Raw genomic sequence first — 15,215 nt, forward strand, 5'->3', positions numbered from 1 at the left:
GGTCTTTAATCATAGAGCACAGTATATTTGTCTAATTTTATGATTTTTCAGTCTAGATAGAAATGCGCTTAGCTTAATCGACAACATCTCGTGTTATGGCGTTTATTTTAGGGATTAAGAATTGGATGAGTGGTCCAAAACAAAAAGCAAAAATCACGGTACCGATACCAATTGGACCTTGTACCAGAAAAGCGAGTACCAATGCCACAATTTCGGTAAGTGTCTTGGACAGCATGAGGCTCAGATTAAACCGATCCGCCAATCCATACATGAGTTCGTCCAACGGTGTCATGGCAAACTCCCCTTGTATGTAAGTCGCCACACCCACAGCCAAAAAAAACAGTCCGATCCAGTAAAAGATCATTTGGTATTCGATCTGATGAAGATCGAAGCGAAGTACACTCAGCCACAAATCGGTTAATAATCCCAATAGAAACACCGAAAAAAAAGAGACAAGATTTAGCTTTTTCTGTGTCAAATAGGCATTTAAAAAGAGGATGAGCACACTGATAAATACGAGCCAAGTTCCCACCGTAAATCCGACATTGTGAGCTAGTCCTACAAATAGAGCGTCCCAAGGATCTGTACCGAGCTGCGAACGAATGATCAGCGAAATGCCAAATGATTTCAAGTTTAATCCTGTGAAATAGGTAAATAACCTCATTTTTATCTGACTCATTTTCATACTCCCAGTCGCATGACAAATTTATTTTTTTATTTATATGCTTCGTCTCATCCTCCTAGACACCCCTTTTCTCTATAGCGAATTACGTATTTGCATGGCGAGCGTTTTTAAGTCATTTAACGCTTGTATTATCATACTTACATCACGCGTATTGATTGCATTTAGTACGACTTGGAGCTGTGCATTAATCTGATTTTGTTGTGATCTTCTGAGACAAGAAAACAGATTGCGCTGCAATAAATAGTCATAAGCATTTGTCAAAGTATTTTCAACTTGACTATCAAGCGGCGTCGTAAAAGATTGCAACATGATACAATGCGTTCTCGCAAACCGAATTAATGCACCCAAAAGTGATTTACATGGGTCCATCTGTATCCCTCCTTTCACCTTCTTTCTATTATATATATATGCATGAATACATACATAAGTTAATAGTTTTTATGTTTTATAAGAATATATTTTGCTTTAAAATACATTCTCTTCCCTCTTTAATATAAATATTTATCTCTAATTCCGATCAAGATTAAAGGCTACAGACTACTATTCCATACAAATGCAAGCGAAAAAGTTGCACCCTGAACAAATTTTTTTCAAATTAAACCTTTTATTTGTTTTAAACTTTTGATATATTCATAATATAAAGTAAAATTGCCACTAAGATTTGTTTAACCCACCTTATCCGCCTGGTTTGTCTATCTATTGAAATGTAATGAAACCGCCAAGGTTCACACTCGCTCGAGCACGACATTAACCATTGTAAAGGGGAGAAAAACATGAAACTGGTAAAACGCTTGTTTGCAGTGAGCATGGCGGTTGGACTAGCTTTATCGTTTTCATTCACCAATGTTGCGCCTGTAGGAGCAGAAAGTAGTATTGCTTCTGCTACAAAAAGTCAAATTATTGTGAAATTCAAGGAGAAAGCATCGAAACAATCTATGCTTCTATCCCATCAAAAAGAAAGCGCCAAAGTGATCTCACATAACAGTTCGCTAAACTACGATGTGGTGCAAATTGAAGGACAATCCACACAAGAAGCGATTGCCGAGTACGAGAAGAATAATGATGTCGAGTATGCTGAGCCTGTTGTTGAATACAAAGCATTCTGGACACCTAATGATCCCTTATATGCAAGTGATCAGTATGGTCCGCAAAAAATGAATGTGCCAGCTGCGTGGGATGTAACACGTGGTAGCAACGATGTAGTGGTAGCGGTTATCGATACAGGTGTTTCAAATAGCCACCCCGATCTGAGCAGTAATTTAGTGGCTGGATATGATTTTGTGGACAACGACAATGATCCCAATGATGGAAATGGACATGGGACGCACGTAGCAGGGACTGTAGGTGCCCTGACGAATAACGATAGAGGGGTAGCAGGTGTCGCTCCAGAAGTAAGTATTATGCCGATACGTGTATTAAACAATTTTGGTACCGGTTCGAATGCTGATGTAGCCGATGGCATCACGTATGCTGCTGATAATGGTGCAGACATTATCAATCTAAGTTTAGGCGGTTCTTCTTCATCATCCGCTGTAAAAGCAGCTGTTGAATATGCATGGGATAAAGGTGTAACCGTAATTTGTGCTGCTGGTAACACACCGAGTTCCTCTCCGCAATACCCAGCCTATTATGAAGATGCCATTGCTGTTGCTTCGACAGATGCCAATGATAACAAAGCTTCTACGTCCACTTATGGGGACTGGGTTGATGTTGCCGCACCTGGTGTAAATATAATCTCCACTGTGTTAAACAATGGCTATGCCAAATACAGTGGTACATCAATGGCTTCACCACATGTTGCTGGTGTAGCTGTACTTCTCGCTTCGCAAGGTCTTTCCAATTCTGAAATTCGTTATGCACTTGAAAGTACAGCTGATCCTATCTCAGGAACAGGTACCTATTGGGCACATGGTCGCATCAATGCTGCAGCAGCAGTAGGTGGTGGCACTACACCACCACCTGGTGGCGACATCATCTTCGAAGATGATTTTGAATCTTCAAACGGATGGACTGTAAACCCTTATGGTACCGATACCGCTACAGCTGGAAATTGGGAACGCGCTAATCCAAGTGGTACAAGCTACTCCGGAGATAAACAGCTTGGTAATACGCGCAGCGGAAACAACGACCTTGTAACCGGAGCTGCTGCTGGTTGGTCTGCTGGTTCGTATGATATCGATAATGGAAAAACAAGTGTGCTTTCCAAAAGTATCGCACTTCCAGCAAATAGTAACCTCAACCTCTCTTTCTACTACTATTTTAGCCACTATTCTAATGCAAGTAGTGCAGATTACTTCAAAGTAAGCCTTATAAGTGGAGGCAATAAAAACACCCTCTACACAGAAAATGGATCGAGCACCAATAAAAATGCTTCATGGAAAAGTAAATCACTAGATTTAAGTGATTATGCTGGTCAAAATATCCAAATCTTGATTGAAGCTGCGGATGAAGGAAGTGGAAGTTTAGTAGAAGCTGGTCTCGATGATTTAATCATCGAGAAGAAGTAAATCCAAGAAAAAAAGGCTCCGTTTATCGGGAGCCTTTTTTTCTTGATCACAACCTAGGGTCAATCGGATCAGATTCAAGTGCTAGTACAGCGAGTACCGCTTCATGAATGCGTTCCACGGGTTCTTGTCTAACAAATCGATTGATACTCTCTACCCCTAAAGCGAACTCCTTTAGAGCACGATGCTGTTTTTTTCGAGGATTTCGTTTCTTGAGACGGGCTAGATTTTCGGGTTCTAGATAATCCATCCCATATATGATACTCAGATACTTACGACCACGCACTTTAAGTGCTGGTTGAATCATGCTTCCTTTGCCATCATAACGGATCAAGCGATCTGGTTTGATCACGATGCCTTCGTGACCCTCTTCTGTTATCTTTTCCCACCACTTAACGACATCACTTGCACTCTCTTCACTTTCTATCACCCTAAATGCTGTCTCTATCATCAGGGAAGACATTTGTGATAGTTTACGAGCTTGTTCCATGTGCCATTCATGTGACTGCTGAAAAAAAGTTTTTTGGCTGTGAGCCAAAATATGAAAAGGTGCAATTTGAATAGCTTCTATGTCAGAAGTATCCCAACAATATTTTTCGAACACAGCTTGAAATTGCTCGGCATTATGCAATTTATGCGCCAGTTCGTCTAACCATGGCGTCATATCGGCAGGTGCATGTTCGATCTGTTTGAGTCGATCTAAAAGATGTTGCCGATCTTGAATAGCCGCTTCACCTACATGTGCATACTGCGCTTGAATCAGTTCCTTCGCCTTTAAGTTCCACGGCATGATTTCTGCATCAATCAGTACATAATCGGTTTGATGTTGAGCGAAATACCCGCCCACCACGAAATCGCGCTGTAGTCGGGATATCATCTGCCGTTCATCATCTTTATGAAAAAATGAGCGGCCGGTTCGTGTATAAATCACACCGTTTGTTTGATAGCCGATATAATCTTTGGCAACTTGAGCATCGCGGAAAATGAGTAGTACGGCTCGACTACCCATATGTTTTTTCTGAGCGATCATACGCATAATGCCATGTTTACGATAATAGGCAATCGCCTCTGCTGGATGTTCTAAGTAACCATCTAGCCGAGCGACTTCAGGTGGACTCATGGTAGGTGGTAAATAAGGAATGGCTTCGAGGGGGATTGTAAAATGAGAAAAAAGATCAACAGCCGGCTTAACCGACTCTCCTCTTACTTTGACTTCCCCATAACCTTCACATTGCACACCATAACCCGTGATCAGCTTCTGCATATTCGGTGGTGAGAACCGCTTTTTCTTCCATTTCCATAAGGGATTGTTTTCCTCCATAGTAAAGGGTTGCATCGATTTTACTGAAACAAAATTCTTTTCTGGAAAGCGAAACGCAGTTAGAGCCCCTCCGAAAACAACACCTTGGTCAATATTGATCGTCCGATTTACCATCATGGGGTAAGGTTGTGGATCATGCCCCCACACAATTAACTCAGCGGACTGATGTTGAACAAACCAATCATCGCGGGTCGGCTTCCCGTGTTCATCTACAGCGCTTACATCACCATAGCGACAAAAATCGGCAATCCGTTTCGATTGTTTTCCAATATATCGATCCCGAATTCCAGCATGAACCGCAACAACTTGCTTGATTCCATCTTGTTGAAACACCAGATGAGCAGGTGCTTCGATTAGAAATGCTTTAATTTCTTCTTTCCATCTCTCCGTCTTTTCTGGTCCGTACTCCTGCTCAAATTGATTAAATTCTTCAGCAACACGCTCATCACCATGGGCAAGCTTCACTTGGTTACCATTAAGCCACCGCGCAATTTTCCAGCCGTGGTTGCTATCAATCATATACGCCAACCCGGCTTTGACATGCTGGTAGATAAAGGAAATCGTTTCCAATGATTTAGGGCCTCGACTCATGATATCGCCTAAAGAGACAAACTTACGACCTGTTGGGTGAATGTATAAACCGGCATCATTTAAACGGTAACCCAATTGTTTTAATAATTGGATCAGCTCATCATAGCATCCGTGTATATCTCCAATGAAGTCCACACCGGCTCCACAATCAACCCACAATGGATTAGGTAAGCGTTCGAAGCGAACCGTATTAATCGCTTCATTTTGTAACATATATACGGAATGGAAGCCTTCCTTTTTGATGTTTCTTTTTACTTCCCGAAACCGATAATTTTGCTGTTTAATTCGATTCTTTCCCCGTGGATAATCCCGTTTTTGATCCCGATACAGTAACGCTTTTTCGTGCACATCTAATCCAACCGCGACTACGGGAACATGATTTTTAAGGCCTAATTGGAGGTATTTCGCACGATCATCTGGATGGAGATGTGTTGCATCAACAAAGGTCAACTTTCCCAATCGGCATCGTTTTTCAACCACTTTTTCCATCATTTCAAAGGCCTGTTCAGATACCTCTTGATATTCCTGATATAATACATCTGCCTGATCTTTGGGATAGCCCGTCCAGTCCATATAAGGTTGATCCGATAGAAGCATCCGAAATTGATCCGATCCAACTACTTCTGTTGTTTGAATCATACCTTCCTCTATAAGACGAGCAAGCAACGTTGTTTTCCCACTGTTGGATGGCCCTACGAGCAGTACGATTCCCATAGCGGGTAATACAATCTTTTTATCCATGTTTTTCTCCTCCTTTCCTCCTTGTAAATACAGCCATTTGCGTTGGTTCACCATACTTTTCATCGTTTTCACCCATACCAGTTGTCACAACTTCATAGTGATAACAAGACGTTAACTGATGACACCAGTTCAAAAATTCGGCCCGTGTCCATTCAAAACGGTGATCAGGATGACGATAGGAATCAAACAATTGATAACGGGCATTATATTCGGCATTTGGAGTTGTGACAATCAGCGCTTGCGGTTGATATTCGCCCATTATCGTAGCAAATACGCGCTCAAGTCGCATTTCGTCAAGATGCTCAATCACTTCACACAAAATCATGATATCTTTTCCTTTTAAACGTTCATCATAATAAAAGAGGGAACCCCACACCATTTCTGGTTGCGCGTGTATATTTTTGCGGTCACGTAATCGTTCAAATCTGTTCTGAGCAAGGGTTTGGGCATGAACAGAAGGTTCTACAGCTAAGATTTCCTTCGCACCTTCTATATAAGCAAGACGCTCACTCAATTTCCCTTCACCAGCTCCGTAATCAACGATGGTTCGATGAAATGGTAAAGATTTTACCGTATGGACAATCGTTTCATAGCGGAGCTGATTGAGTGGAACTTGGCCTTCTTCCTTCTCCTCTGATTCTTTAGACGACTTTGTTAGCCCCATCTCCCGAATCAATTTAGAGAAATGTAGCGTTCGCTTGATGATTAGATCCCGGAGGGGATGATCATCAAGCCACCCTTCTCCATAACGCCTTAACTTTTCGATCTCTTTTTGATCAATAAAATAATGTTTATTGTGATCTAGCACGGGAATCAGTGTGAAAATATGGCGAAGCAGCAATTGTAGGGGGACCTGACCGCTAATGGTTACAAAGCGCACAGAACTTTTTTGTTTCGCAGTAAAAGTGTAAGAGACTGCTTCGCGTTGAATGATCACTTGGTAGCCAAGTGGCTCAAATAGCTGTTTCAGAGCTGTATCCGGTAGGTCAGTAGCCACAGGACCAAAAGTTGCTTCCATTTGAAAGGGTTGCGCTACATATGAAGCCCATTCCGGCTTAGGCTTTCCATTTAATGCCGTTGAAAGCGCTGAGCGGATATAGGAACAAAATAAGCTACTAACGACAAACTGGCGATCATTCATATACTGGGTAATGTCGCTCAGATTCTTCTGGTTTTGAACCATATCAATCGAATCTGGCTCCGCAAAAAGGCATAGGGATACTTCTTCTTCTGTAAATGTGGTATAAACGAGTCGCACCCGTGCTCCTTTGTGGGTGCGATCATATTTATTCTGTGGATTTTTGGCAAGCAAATGTGAAAGCACGTTTGCATTTTTGCCTCTTGCGGTTATTGATAATTGCATCCTGCATCTTTTCCTCTCTAATCTATTACGGCTGTTCCCGTATGTCCAAAACCACCTGTACCACGGATCGTTTCATCTAGCTGTTTAACTGCTACAAACTGAGCTTGTTCTACTTGTGCAATGACACCTTGGGCAATTCGATCCCCTCTGCGTATGATGTAGGTTCCTTCGGGATATCGTTCAGTACCCTCAATCGGCTGATGCGATACATCAAGTGGGGAACCACTATTACCTGTAGGTACATTTCCATTTTCCATCATCACATACAGCTCTCCCCGGTAATCTGAATCAATGGTTCCTGGGCTATTGGGTAAGCGTAATTTGGTTTTAAGGGATATCCCCGAACGGGGGCGTATTTGCATTTCATAGCCAGCAGGAATCGCAAAAGCGAGTCCAGTTGATATCAACTTCGTTTCGCCTGGAAGTATAATGCGATCAGCATGCGCTACTAGATCAAACCCTGCACTTCCCCTCGTAGCATATTGCGGAATAACTGCCTCTTCATCTATTTTTTTTATTTGTACTTGTATTTGCATTGATTATGAACTCCTTCATCTATAGTTTCAACTAACAACTGATTCTACCATATAATATGTAAAAACTCAGTACCAGCAGGCACTGAGTTCACGCTTATGATTTAGCAAGGTCTTAACTGACCTCTTATTTCTCCACCGGGGTATTGTACAGTGTGTGCGTTTACATATGCCTTTCCGCTACGTATGCGATTGACAAGGTTTTGAATCGAATCTCCCGCTAAATTATTACGCAAATGACTACTAATGACCGTACCAGAAAACGTAATGCGATCTTCAGTAACACCTGGACGTGACACAGGATCGACTGCTTTCACAGCAGGAAAAAGCCACACAACCACTGGCCCATTTGTATTGGGGCCCCCTAGATGAATATGTGCTTGCGTGAATCTCCTTAAATTTCTGGCGCGTAAAAAGAAGACCATCTTATTTTTATTCACTTGTCTCATTTCAAAAAATCCAGTAGCCTTAGTTGAAACAGCGGGTACTTGCGCACCGCCGGTTAAATGTGCACAAAATCGAGCAGATGCCATTATCAAACACCTCCCTCTTTCTATCATTCTTATATTCTATGAATCTGAGGAGGCGTTTGTGTAGGCACCTATCTTAAATAAGAGATGAGTAATCGTTCAAGTCAACCCAAAAACGCTGTACCACATTACCATTTTCTTCTATAAAATTCCGATCAGGTATACCACCATTTGCTAGAATGGTTCGCCGTGAAGGGATATTCTGCTCATCACATGTGACCAATACACGCTTTATCCCCCAGAGCTTTGCTTGCTCTAGCGAAAGAGCTAGTAATCGCTTGGCATATCCCTTACCGCGTTCTGTAGGCCGAATCCCATAACCTATATGCCCACCCCGATGATATAGATATGGGGTAAGCCGATGCCGAATATTGACCGCCCCGACCACTTTTGCAGAGGCTGTTACCAGCCAATAAGTAGAGGCTGGAACCCTCCCTGCTGCTAAGTTTCTTCCTGCTTCTGCATCATGCAAAGCTTGTACCATCTTTTCAAAAGCAGATGGATCTTTTTGAATCACGGATGGGATCATCTCTTCCCCACTTTGTTTCCACTCTTCGTAAAAAGAGACATACGCTTCTTTCATTGAAACGGTAGGTTTTACTAAGTATATGGATTCGTCCATCTGTTTCCCTCCTTGGGTTGTAAACGACGTGATCTTCCTTAAATTTTATTCTGAACATCAATAAATTATCGACATTATAGCATATCGACAAGTGTTTACTCCTTTCAAAATAAAAAAAGAGCCTCGCGGCTCATGAAATCATGCACTACATCGGTGTGATGGTAAGCGTCGCAGAGGGTAACGGATCCCCAAATGGTGGTTGTTGGTTGGTTATGACCCCACCTGACTCACAAGTGAGTACTAATGTGGTTGCGGCTTGAATAACCTCAAATAAACAAGAAGCTGAAACAATGCCTAGCTCTTCATCCCCACCAGGGAAAGCAGTTCGCTTACTTTCATCCGATGTTACTGAAGTGGGAATGCGATATCCGCTGGAATAAAGCGCAAACCTTGTATTAAACACATCACCTATCGCAGGGGAAACTCCAAAATTAGGCAATGTTTGTATTTTAAAGTCAGCTAGATAGGTCCCTATATTGGGGACTACTACATTCCCTCCGGATAGAAAAATACCTCCATTTGAAGTGGTATCGATATTGTTAAAAAAGATATTAAAAGGCGCCGCAGACGAATTGGCAACCGTTGACCACACATTAGCTGTTTCTGCCATCAAATCTCTCCTTTCATGATCATATGTTTTTATAATATGAAGCGCACATCATCGCAGTGATCCGCTTTTGATCTAATTTCTTCTTTTCATCCAAAATTGGATGACCTATTTTTACCTTTAAAAGACATACATACATTCTTTTAATTCGCTTCTTTCATAAAATAAAAAGAGATCAATAGAAAGGAGGGGATCTTTTGCGAATCTGCTCCTATCGAATCCCATTGTTCCACCCTAAACTCCCGATCATCCTACATTGGAGCAATAAGAGTGGCTGTACCTCTTTAACCACTTGGTTTTTCTATCAAATTAACTTACTGCCGCAAGTGCTTAACCATAGTCAAGGGACCCATCATTTCAAAAATAATGTTTATATCAGTCAACCCCAGTATAATCAACAGCTTAAGCGTTATTTCAAGCATAAGGTTCATTATAAACTCGTGCGTAATCCTTATCATCGCGCAGTAAGTTCTTTTCTACATGCCTGTTTATTTAATTGTTGTGGGTGGCCTAAGATGGTACAGGCTATGGGAAACCAGAAAGGCTTGTCTTTTAAACGTTTTTTAGAATACGTTGCGAGCCGAAAGGGGCGGGTGGATAATCATATCTGTCCCCAATACCGACATCATGAAGAAACTTATGTAACCAAGTATTTATATTTAGAGCAATATGAAAAGGAGATTCGCCGCCTCGAGCAGCAGTATCATTTAAAAAATTCTTCTCTTTCTCGATTAAATAAACAGTCCAACCATACACACAAAAAAACAAAATTGATGGATTTGGCGGAACAACCTTTTACCAAACAAACTTATCATCAACTTTTTCAATCTCCTTCCGTTATCCCTGCTTATCACTCTTTTTATCATGGGGGGACAAAAACCTTAGTTCGTCAAATTTTCCGCAAAGATTTTCAGATGTATGGGTATGATCTGAATACGTTTTAACAAGTCGGTTTAACAGAAAAATCCTCCCTCACAAAAAAGAGGGAGGGGATGCTTTTGTAGTTTTTAAGACAACTTCATAATAATGATACTGGCTGAAACACCAGAACCAAAAGCAGGAGAAGCCGTTATATTTCCTCCAGATGAGGATATAAGCTGTATGGTAGAGCCGTCACTTATATTTGAGATCATCTGTCCAGATACCTGTTCAATAATTGAATTCGTGTTGCTTGAAAAATTTGTCGTTTCATTAAAATAAACGGATTCAGGAGTTTGATCCGATCCACTTATTCTTATGGTGAAGCGGGAATCGAATGTTTGATTGGCGTTTAGTTGAGCATTGGTCGATACGATATATTTAATGAGATAATCTCCTCCATCATTTATGGTAATTACAGAACTAGATGGTGTAAAAGCAATATTATTTAATTTACCTATCATATTAAAGGTAATCGCTTCACCAACACTAAGGGTTTGGTTCGAATTTGAATAGATATAGGCGTATGCGTCTAGCGCCATCGTCAACGCCTCCCTTCTTATTAAAACTATCAATCTAGTAATATCATATGTACAAACGCTTCTAACGGTGCATATTTTTATAGGGAAATTCCCAAATATGCTTGTCTTCATTGAGAAGCGAAGAACTCTCGTTCGTGGATCATAATGAAAAAAGTGACTTGCGTAGCACAACGGCCCACAAGTCACTTTTTCACAATCGCTCGATCTGATCAAATCCACTCTATTTATTGGCTATCACATACATGGTTTTCTGTATTGCCATTATGCTATTTAGTCTGGTTATTTCGGCTAATTTTGATGGTTACAATCACTCGGTTTATCAACGATAAATTTTCCCTTTATATTGACATGATAGGTACGTCCCACGATCATAACATGCTTGTCTTCTTAAATAACCGGAGTACAAACGAGAGTATTGATTTTGTTCACGATAAATCGTGAATGGTGTTGCGCTTTCACGTGCATATTGCGTTTTGGAATAGGTTACATATCCAATCGATTCAATATATGCCGGTGCAAATGTAGAAGCACTAACCGTATTCGTAGAGATAAAGGATGTAGAAGCAAAAGAAGCCATTAATGCAAACACGAGTAAACTTTTCTTAAACATGTTGAACCTCCAAATTTTTATTTTTTATTAAATCTTTCTATTTACATGATTAAGATTAGCAAATTGATTCTTATAGTGGTGTGATTTTAATCACAGTTGTGTAGAAAATTTTTTCTCTTGGTAGCACATACGGATAGGCTATAGTTAGATCGATTTAATCAGCGTTCGATAGTAAATGGTGTGATAGATGATATAGTTCAGCACAAGAAGTAACACCGGATAATAAGGCATCCAATCCTTCAAAAATACGCCCGCCACTAATGAAGCCAAATGTATAGGTAAAAAATATACAAAGACAATATACGCTTGTCGACACGCCTCTGCTGTCAATGATTTTTCACGTTCGTCATCTTCTATCAACTCGATAGGTAGTGCCAACAAATGAAACCATTTTCTATCTGATTTAAATCGAAACTGTGCTACGATTGCAAAAATAAGGATAAGTACAAACGGAATAACCCCGATTTCTACTGAAAAATGGTTTACTTGTGGAGTCTGTAGGACATATGCAAGCGTTTGTGCCATTTTCATCAGTTCACAAAAGGCCCAGCCCACTAAAATCACAAATAGGACGTTAAACCAATAAAATCGCGTCAATTTCTCTTTCATTTTTACTCCTCCCGCCAAAAAATTTGTTCAACTGGTAACGAAAACACATCACTAATTGCCAATGCCAACAATAATGAAGGAACATAATTCCCTTTTTCCAGTGCCACAATTGTCTGCCGTGTTACTTGTACGCGTTTCGCTAGTTCTTCTTGAGTGAGTCGATCGCGGGCACGTAACGCTTTTACCCGGTTTAATAATTTCATATGAATCATCCTTTTCATTCTTCACCTTCATTGTATACTCAACTTTACTAAATGTAAAGTTGAGTATACAAACTATAGCAGGAACATTTGTGATGCTAGTTGATCCTCATTTAGGAAGTGTATCGCTTCAAATTGAACTAGCATCACACCACGTCCACTATTCTAAAAAGGCAAGTCGAATCCCTAATAGCGCAAATACACCAGCCTTAACTTGATTAATGACACGCGTCGCTCTTACACTTTGTAATAGATGTCGTCCGATCTTATTGGCAAAGATGGAGACCAATAGAAAGACTAAAAAAGCTTGAACAATAAATATGAACCCGAGCATAGCCATTTGAATCGAGACACTTCCCCTATTGGGATCTATAAACTGTGGAAATAGAGCGAGAAAAAAGAGCGAAACCTTCGGGTTTAAAATATTCATAAAGATGCCTTTTCGATAAAGCTCTCCAAAACTCCCCGATTGAACATTTTCGCTCCCCATTTCTGTTTTACTCTCTTTAAGTGCTTGCCACGCCAGATAGAGAAGATAGACCGCCCCTGCCCATTTCACCAATTGAAAGGCAAATGCTGACTGATAGATAAGTGCTGAAATACCCAGTACTGCTGCCATCGTATGGGCAATCAAGCCCGTACAAAGCCCTAATGCAGTTGCAATTGCATTTTTTTTGCTATGCGTCATACTTTGTAACATGACAAAAACGATATCTGGTCCAGGTGTAAGCGTAAGTATGATCGCTACTACCAAAAAATTAAGCATTTGAATCCCGTCCAACTTTAATCCTCCTCTGCTTCTACTTCTACGGGTACGATATCTTCCATAAACTCTCCATTTGGAAGCTCAATTTTTTGAACCTCCATTTTATACTTTCTCTTTTTTAACGCTTCTCCATAAACTACACTTCGAAAAAAATCATCCGCTTCCTGTGGTGTCTTATCATCTAAAAGATCTCCTGCCATAAACTCGATAATTTCAATCATTTGCTCTTGCGTATACCCCAACCAATTTAATAACATTAAAGTATACCCCATACTCTGCTGTTTCGTGATAGACAATCCTTGCATTTCATTTTGCTCTGACATATGCATTCTCCCTCCAACCTAACATTAGTTCAACTCAACTATTATGTACAGATTTTCACATAAAATGCAAAAAAAGTGTAGATTGTTTCCGGGGAGTTAGGGTATTGTTGAACTATACGAAAGAAAAGGGAGTGTTACAAATGAGTGCAAAAGAAGCAAAGAAAGGATTATCTTTTTCTAATGATGTGATTGCTACAATCGCAGGAATCGCAGCTAATGAAATTGAAGGCATCTTTTCGATGAGCGGTGGCGTTGTCGATGGATTTGCTGAACGATTGGGTCGTAAAAGCTTGTCTAAAGGTGTCATGGTACGTGTTTCCGAAAAAGAAGTAGCCATCGATCTCCGCGTTATTGTTGAATTTGGACAAAGAGTTCCAGAAGTCTACGCACAAGTGGTCGAACATGTAGAAAATGCAATACATAACATGACAGGTTTAAACGTCCTAGAAGTTAATATGTATGTAGAGGGTGTCTCTCTTCTTGAAGATGAGGAGTTACCTGCCGACTCCAATAAAATGCGTGTACTTACTTAAATGAATCCGTCATGAGGTGTAGAAATGAATTTTTATGATTTTACAGTACTAAACGCTCAAAATGAAGAAATCGCTTTTAGCGACTATAAAGGAAAAGTGATCCTAGTCGTGAATACAGCTAGTGAATGTGGCTTTACTCCCCAGTATAAAGAGTTACAAGCACTGTATGAAAAGCTTGAAGGCGAAGACTTTGAAATCTTAGGGTTCCCTTGTAACCAGTTCGGAAATCAAGAACCTGGAAGTGATGAAGAGATTCAGTCTTTCTGTCAAGTTAATTTCGGTGTAACCTTCCCGATCTTAAAAAAAGTGAATGTAAAAGGACCCGATGCACACCCCTTATTTAAATATTTGACACAAGAAGCACCTGGACTTCTGTTGAAGGATATCAAATGGAACTTCACAAAGTTTTTGATTGATTCAGAAGGTCATGTGGTAGATCGTTTTGCTCCTACAACATCTCCTACCAAAATGGAATCGGATATCCGAAAGCTTCTTTAAAATCTTGATTAAGTTGCGAAGATGTTCGCAACTTTTTTTATGGAGGTATCGCTATGCATTCCATCCATATTACGCCACTTGGCGATCACGCCTTACAGCTTACATTTCCGGACGAGACAGTTGATTTGCAGTTATATGTCGATCAGTTATGCAATTTATCCCTTCCAGGTGTGAGCGATATCGTCCCCACCTACGCCGCAATCGCTATCGTTTATGACCCACTCATCTGGGATTATGGGGTCATCCGAAAACAAATTGCCGAACAATTAACATACACTTCCATATCCACTCCTCCACCTACAAGTATCATTGAGATTCCAGTTTGTTATGATCCTGTCTTTGGACCCGATTTAGAGCGTCTTGCCGTTCATCACCAGCTTACCACCGAAGAAGTCATTACCATGCATAGTATGCCCGTTTATCGGGTGCAATTTATTGGTTTTGCCCCTGGCTTTCCCTATCTGAGCGACGTGCATCCTAAAATTGCTACGCCCAGACATCAAACGCCTCGATTTACCGTTTCAGCTGGATCAGTGGGCATTGCCGGCAAACAAACCGGAATTTATCCCTTTACTTCACCTGGTGGCTGGCAAATTATAGGAAGAACCCCGATTCCATTGTTCGACCCTTTTCGTCCCGAACCCAGCTTCCTTCATGCTGGAGATCATATACGCTTTATCCCCATTTCAGCGTCCCAATTTCAATCATGGAAATGAGGA

At 40.7% G+C, this 15,215-nt stretch carries 18 protein-coding genes and 1 pseudogene; 5 read left to right on the forward strand and 14 right to left on the reverse strand.

Features of this window, described 5'->3' with window-relative positions:
• Positions 1 to 73: 73 nt before the first annotated feature.
• Both IC619_RS02105 and IC619_RS02110 read right to left on the reverse strand, forming a co-directional pair.
• Positions 74 to 679, reverse strand: a complete 606-nt coding sequence (locus tag IC619_RS02105; protein ID WP_191138462.1) for a YczE/YyaS/YitT family protein — start codon at positions 677 to 679, stop codon at positions 74 to 76.
• A 78-nt stretch (positions 680 to 757) separates the two neighbouring features.
• Positions 758 to 1,054 carry a hypothetical protein gene (locus IC619_RS02110; RefSeq protein WP_191138463.1) on the reverse strand — a complete coding sequence of 99 codons (297 nt, stop codon included), beginning with the start codon at positions 1,052 to 1,054 and terminating at the stop codon, positions 758 to 760.
• A gap of 437 nt (positions 1,055 to 1,491) precedes the next feature.
• Between IC619_RS02110 and IC619_RS02115 the strand changes: the two are divergent.
• Positions 1,492 to 2,622: pseudogene (locus tag IC619_RS02115) on the forward strand (S8 family peptidase); the annotation flags it as partial.
• 616 nt (positions 2,623 to 3,238) lie between these two features.
• On the opposite strand, the gene IC619_RS02120 reads toward IC619_RS02115, so the two are convergent.
• From IC619_RS02120 to IC619_RS02145, 6 genes are all read right to left on the reverse strand, one after another.
• The gene (locus tag IC619_RS02120) at positions 3,239 to 5,842 is read right to left on the reverse strand and encodes a polynucleotide kinase-phosphatase (RefSeq protein ID WP_191138465.1); all 2,604 of its coding nucleotides are present in this window, start codon (positions 5,840 to 5,842) and stop codon (positions 3,239 to 3,241) included.
• Positions 5,835 to 7,205, reverse strand: a complete 1,371-nt coding sequence (locus IC619_RS02125) for a 3' terminal RNA ribose 2'-O-methyltransferase Hen1 (RefSeq protein WP_191138466.1) — start codon at positions 7,203 to 7,205, stop codon at positions 5,835 to 5,837. The genes IC619_RS02120 and IC619_RS02125 overlap by 8 nt, the downstream gene beginning before the upstream one ends.
• Positions 7,206 to 7,222: 17 nt before the next feature.
• Positions 7,223 to 7,741 carry a dUTP diphosphatase gene (gene dut / locus IC619_RS02130; RefSeq protein ID WP_191138467.1) on the reverse strand — a complete coding sequence of 173 codons (519 nt, stop codon included), beginning with the start codon at positions 7,739 to 7,741 and terminating at the stop codon, positions 7,223 to 7,225.
• Positions 7,742 to 7,842: 101 nt separating this feature from the next.
• Entirely contained in the window at positions 7,843 to 8,271 is a 429-nt protein-coding gene (locus IC619_RS02135) for a CHRD domain-containing protein (RefSeq protein WP_191138468.1), read from the reverse strand.
• 73 nt (positions 8,272 to 8,344) lie between these two features.
• Positions 8,345 to 8,890, reverse strand: coding sequence for a GNAT family N-acetyltransferase (locus tag IC619_RS02140; protein ID WP_191138469.1), 546 nt, complete (start codon positions 8,888 to 8,890; stop codon positions 8,345 to 8,347).
• Between the two features lie 145 nt (positions 8,891 to 9,035).
• Positions 9,036 to 9,500, reverse strand: a complete 465-nt coding sequence (locus IC619_RS02145) for a hypothetical protein (protein ID WP_191138470.1) — start codon at positions 9,498 to 9,500, stop codon at positions 9,036 to 9,038.
• Positions 9,501 to 9,694: 194 nt separating this feature from the next.
• Between IC619_RS02145 and IC619_RS02150 the strand changes: the two genes are divergently transcribed.
• Positions 9,695 to 10,441 (forward strand): sulfotransferase family 2 domain-containing protein, encoded by a 747-nt coding sequence (locus tag IC619_RS02150; protein ID WP_191138471.1) that lies wholly within the window; start codon positions 9,695 to 9,697, stop codon positions 10,439 to 10,441.
• A gap of 63 nt (positions 10,442 to 10,504) precedes the next feature.
• On the opposite strand, the gene IC619_RS02155 is transcribed toward IC619_RS02150, so the two are convergent.
• The 6 genes from IC619_RS02155 to IC619_RS02180 form a co-directional block, all read right to left on the reverse strand.
• Complete coding sequence (locus tag IC619_RS02155; protein WP_191138472.1) at positions 10,505 to 10,957, reverse strand: hypothetical protein; 453 nt, start codon at positions 10,955 to 10,957, stop codon at positions 10,505 to 10,507.
• Between the two features lie 319 nt (positions 10,958 to 11,276).
• A complete protein-coding gene (locus tag IC619_RS02160; RefSeq protein WP_191138473.1) occupies positions 11,277 to 11,567 on the reverse strand; it encodes a hypothetical protein in 291 nt (96 codons plus the stop codon).
• 144 nt (positions 11,568 to 11,711) lie between these two features.
• Positions 11,712 to 12,176 (reverse strand): hypothetical protein, encoded by a 465-nt coding sequence (locus tag IC619_RS02165; protein ID WP_191138474.1) that lies wholly within the window; start codon positions 12,174 to 12,176, stop codon positions 11,712 to 11,714.
• A 2-nt stretch (positions 12,177 to 12,178) separates the two neighbouring features.
• Positions 12,179 to 12,388: a helix-turn-helix transcriptional regulator gene (locus IC619_RS02170; protein ID WP_191138557.1), complete on the reverse strand. Its 210-nt coding sequence runs from the start codon at positions 12,386 to 12,388 to the stop codon at positions 12,179 to 12,181.
• Positions 12,389 to 12,536: 148 nt separating this feature from the next.
• Positions 12,537 to 13,157, reverse strand: coding sequence for a LysE family translocator (locus IC619_RS02175; protein ID WP_224749574.1), 621 nt, complete (start codon positions 13,155 to 13,157; stop codon positions 12,537 to 12,539).
• Between the two features lie 2 nt (positions 13,158 to 13,159).
• Positions 13,160 to 13,465, reverse strand: coding sequence for a hypothetical protein (locus tag IC619_RS02180; RefSeq protein WP_191138475.1), 306 nt, complete (start codon positions 13,463 to 13,465; stop codon positions 13,160 to 13,162).
• A 104-nt stretch (positions 13,466 to 13,569) separates the two neighbouring features.
• On the opposite strand from IC619_RS02180, the gene IC619_RS02185 reads away from it, so the two are divergent.
• Genes IC619_RS02185 through pxpB form a run of 3 tightly spaced genes read left to right on the forward strand, consistent with a single transcriptional unit; the run spans position 13,570 to position 15,212 of the window.
• Positions 13,570 to 13,998: an Asp23/Gls24 family envelope stress response protein gene (locus IC619_RS02185; RefSeq protein WP_224749575.1), complete on the forward strand. Its 429-nt coding sequence runs from the start codon at positions 13,570 to 13,572 to the stop codon at positions 13,996 to 13,998.
• Positions 13,999 to 14,022: 24 nt separating this feature from the next.
• Positions 14,023 to 14,496 (forward strand): glutathione peroxidase, encoded by a 474-nt coding sequence (locus IC619_RS02190; RefSeq protein ID WP_191138476.1) that lies wholly within the window; start codon positions 14,023 to 14,025, stop codon positions 14,494 to 14,496.
• Between the two features lie 53 nt (positions 14,497 to 14,549).
• On the forward strand, positions 14,550 to 15,212 hold the full coding sequence (pxpB, locus tag IC619_RS02195) for a 5-oxoprolinase subunit PxpB (RefSeq protein ID WP_191138477.1): 663 nt from the start codon (positions 14,550 to 14,552) through the stop codon (positions 15,210 to 15,212).
• Positions 15,213 to 15,215 lie beyond the last annotated feature (3 nt).

It is taken from the genome of Polycladospora coralii, from assembly GCF_014773435.2.
Lineage (GTDB): Bacteria > Bacillota > Bacilli > Thermoactinomycetales > Thermoactinomycetaceae > Polycladospora > Polycladospora coralii.

What these genes read in the sequence shown, in the direction of transcription:
- IC619_RS02180 (WP_191138475.1), bottom strand. Translation starts at nt 13,465, where the DNA reads ATGTCAGAGCAAAATGAAATGCAAGGATTGTCTATCACGAAACAGCAG.
- pxpB (WP_191138477.1), top strand. Translation starts at nt 14,550, where the DNA reads ATGCATTCCATCCATATTACGCCACTTGGCGATCACGCCTTACAGCTT.
- IC619_RS02170 (WP_191138557.1), bottom strand. Translation starts at nt 12,388, where the DNA reads ATGATTCATATGAAATTATTAAACCGGGTAAAAGCGTTACGTGCCCGC.
- IC619_RS02145 (WP_191138470.1), bottom strand. Translation starts at nt 9,500, where the DNA reads ATGGCAGAAACAGCTAATGTGTGGTCAACGGTTGCCAATTCGTCTGCG.
- IC619_RS02120 (WP_191138465.1), bottom strand. Translation starts at nt 5,842, where the DNA reads ATGGATAAAAAGATTGTATTACCCGCTATGGGAATCGTACTGCTCGTA.
- IC619_RS02105 (WP_191138462.1), bottom strand. Translation starts at nt 679, where the DNA reads ATGAGTCAGATAAAAATGAGGTTATTTACCTATTTCACAGGATTAAAC.
- IC619_RS02110 (WP_191138463.1), bottom strand. Translation starts at nt 1,054, where the DNA reads ATGGACCCATGTAAATCACTTTTGGGTGCATTAATTCGGTTTGCGAGA.
- IC619_RS02190 (WP_191138476.1), top strand. Translation starts at nt 14,023, where the DNA reads ATGAATTTTTATGATTTTACAGTACTAAACGCTCAAAATGAAGAAATC.
- IC619_RS02140 (WP_191138469.1), bottom strand. Translation starts at nt 8,890, where the DNA reads ATGGACGAATCCATATACTTAGTAAAACCTACCGTTTCAATGAAAGAA.
- IC619_RS02155 (WP_191138472.1), bottom strand. Translation starts at nt 10,957, where the DNA reads ATGGCGCTAGACGCATACGCCTATATCTATTCAAATTCGAACCAAACC.
- IC619_RS02165 (WP_191138474.1), bottom strand. Translation starts at nt 12,176, where the DNA reads ATGAAAGAGAAATTGACGCGATTTTATTGGTTTAACGTCCTATTTGTG.
- dut (WP_191138467.1), bottom strand. Translation starts at nt 7,741, where the DNA reads ATGCAAATACAAGTACAAATAAAAAAAATAGATGAAGAGGCAGTTATT.
- IC619_RS02135 (WP_191138468.1), bottom strand. Translation starts at nt 8,271, where the DNA reads ATGGCATCTGCTCGATTTTGTGCACATTTAACCGGCGGTGCGCAAGTA.
- IC619_RS02125 (WP_191138466.1), bottom strand. Translation starts at nt 7,205, where the DNA reads ATGCAATTATCAATAACCGCAAGAGGCAAAAATGCAAACGTGCTTTCA.
- IC619_RS02160 (WP_191138473.1), bottom strand. Translation starts at nt 11,567, where the DNA reads ATGTTTAAGAAAAGTTTACTCGTGTTTGCATTAATGGCTTCTTTTGCT.